The sequence below is a fragment of the Roseisalinus antarcticus genome (assembly GCF_900172355.1).
GTDB lineage: Bacteria > Pseudomonadota > Alphaproteobacteria > Rhodobacterales > Rhodobacteraceae > Oceanicola > Oceanicola antarcticus_A.
Genome location: NZ_FWFZ01000095.1, coordinates 1 through 2,783 on the forward strand (window position 1 = coordinate 1; position 2,783 = coordinate 2,783).

Consider the following 2,783-nt stretch of genomic DNA (forward strand, 5'->3'; position numbering starts at 1 on the left):
GCGAGCGTGCAGGTGCTCGCGCGTGCGGCGGACCTGTCGGGCAATACCTTCCGCGAACTCGAGGCCGGCTCTGCGCGCCTGACCCGGCGCCTTTCGCTCTTCGCCGCCGATGGCAGCGGCCCTGCGGCCGACGCGATCCGGCGGCTGGGGCTGAATGCGACGGAGCTGCTCGCGCTGCCGCTCGACCAGCGCATCGCGCGGGTGACCGAGGCGATCCGCAGCAATGCCGCGGCCTCCGAGCAGGCGGCGCTCTTCTCGCAGCTCTTCGGCGATCGCGCCTTCGTGGCCTTCCAGCGGCTCGAACCCGCGCAACTGCGCCAGGCGAACGACGAGCTGCGCCGCTTCGGCGTGCTGGTCAGCGACGCCGACGCCGACCGGATCGAGGAGACCAACGACGCGATCTCGCGGCTGGGTCTGCTCTGGCGGGGCCTGTCGAACCAGCTGGCCGTCGCCGCCGCGCCGGCGCTGCAGAGCGCCGCCGAAGGGCTGGCCCGGCTGGGCGAGGTCGGCGGGCCGATCCAGCGGGTCTTCACCGGCCTTTCGGACGCGTTCGTCCTGTTGATCGACAATTTCGCGCGGGTGGCCAGCACCGCGGCGGCCTTCGCGGGGTTCATCGCCGGGCGCATGGTTGTCCGTCTCGCGTTGGCCGCGACGACGGTCCGCGGTCTCGCCACGGCGCTGGTCGTCCTGCGCGGGGCGCTGATCCGCACCGGCATCGGTGCGCTGATCGTCGGCGCGGGCGAGCTGATCTACCAGTTCACGCGGCTGGTGGCAGCGACGGGCGGCATCGGCGCGGCGCTCGATCTGCTGAAGGACGTGGCCGCGGAGGCCTGGGACCGGATCGCGCTGCGCGCCGGCGCCGCCTGGGCGCGGGTGGAGGCCGGCTGGGCCGCAGCGCAGGCCAGCATCTTCGAGGGTCTGCAGGGCGCGACGGAGGCTGTGGTCGGCTGGGGCAACAGCACCGTCGCGACCTTCTCCGGCGCGTTCGACGCGGTGAAGGCGACTTGGGGGGCGCTGCCGGAGGCCATCGGGGACTTCGCCTTCCAGGCCGCGAATGCCCTGATCGACGGCGTCGAGTCGATGATCAACGGTGTGGTGGCGCGCATCAACCGCTTCATCACCCGGCTGAACGCGGCGCTGTCCAATCTCCCCGACTGGGCAACCGGCGAGGGCGGCCTCTCCATCGGCACGCTGGACCCGGTCGAGCTGGGCGGGGTCGAGAACCCGTTCGCCGGGGCGGCCACGGCGGTCGGCGATGCCGCGGGAGAGGCCTTCCGTGCCGCCATGGGCCGCACCTATGTCGAGGCGCCGGATCTCTTCGGCGGGATGGCCGCGGATGCGCGCGGGCGCGCCGCGGGCTATGCCGAGGCCGCCGGCATGCTGTCTCAGGCCGCCGCGCGCCCGATGACCGCGTGGCAAGCACTGAAGGACGCCGTGGCGGGCGCGGGCTCGGACGGCGCGGCGGCGCTCGAGGCGGCCACGGACTCGGCCGACCGGTTCGAGGAGGCGCTCGGCGCGGCTGGACAGGCGGCCACCGAGGCCGGCGCCGCGGCCGGCGCGGCCGCCTCCGCCGCCGCGCCCAGCACCGAGCGGGCCGTCACCGGCTGGCAGGCCGTCACCGTGGCCCTGTCGGATTACGCGACGAAGGCGCGTCAGATCGGCGGCGATATCGGCCAGAGCCTCGTGGGCGCCTTCCGGTCGGCGGAGAGCGCGGTCGGCGAGTTCGTGAAGACCGGCAAGCTGAAGGTCCGCGACCTCGTCACATCGCTCATCGCCGATCTCGCGCAGCTCGCCGCGCGGCGCTTCATCCTGGGGCCGATCGCCAATGCGCTCGGCGGTGCGCTCGGGGGCGCCGGCGGGCTTTTCGCCAATGTCCTCCATGCCGGCGGTGTGGTCGGTGCACCGGGACCCGGACGCACGGTTCCGGCTGCGGCCTTCGCGGACGCGCCACGCATGCATTCTGGCGGCACGCTCGGGCTTCGCCATGATGAGGTACCGGCGATCCTGCAACGCGGCGAGCGGGTGCTCTCGCGCCGGGAGGTGCGCGCCGAAGACGCCCAGGGCCGCGACCGCGAGCCCGCCCCGACCGTCAATGTCACCATCCAGACCCGCGACGCCGAGAGCTTCCGACAGTCCCGCACACAGGTCGCCGCCGACATCTCGCGCGCCATGGCCATGGGTCGAAGGGGAATGTGAGCAATGGCGTTCCATGAGGTGCGTTTCCCGGACGACATCAGCCGCGGCGCGCGCGGCGGGCCGGAGCGGCGCACGCAGATCGTCGAACTCGCCTCGGGCGAGGAGGAGCGCAACGCCAGCTGGGCCAATTCCCGCCGCCGCTACGACGTGGCCTACGGCATACGGCGCGCGGACGATCTGGCGGCCGTGGTCGCCTTCTTCGAGGCGCGAAACGGCCGGCTCCATGGCTTCCGCTTCAAGGACTGGGGCGATTACAAGTCGGCCCCGCCGTCCAAGGCGATCGCGCCCACCGACCAGGAGATCGGCACGGGCAATGGCGGCCTCACCGAGTTTGCACTCCTGAAACGCTACAGCTCCGGCGCGCAAAGCTGGATCCGCGCCATCGCCAAGCCTGTGGCAGGCAGCCTGCGCGTCGCGCTCGGCGGCGTCGAGCAGATGTCGGGCTGGACGATCGACACGACCAGCGGCGTCGTCACCTTCGCCACCGCGCCGGCGGCGGGCGTCGCGATCACCGCAGGCTTCGCCTTCGACGTGCCTGTCCGTTTTGACACCGACGCGCTCGACGTGACCCTCGACCTCGAGCGGCT

Annotated in this window: 2 protein-coding genes; both read left to right on the plus strand. The window is 72.9% G+C overall.

Annotated elements, in window-relative coordinates:
* The coding region (locus ROA7023_RS23230) for a phage tail tape measure C-terminal domain-containing protein (RefSeq protein WP_143535735.1) at nt 1-2,196 on the plus strand (2,196 nt) is incomplete at its 5' end.
* A gap of 3 nt (nt 2,197-2,199) precedes the next feature.
* Nucleotides 2,200-2,783 (plus strand): DUF2460 domain-containing protein (locus tag ROA7023_RS23235; RefSeq protein ID WP_085881318.1); only part of this gene is annotated, 584 nt, incomplete at its 3' end.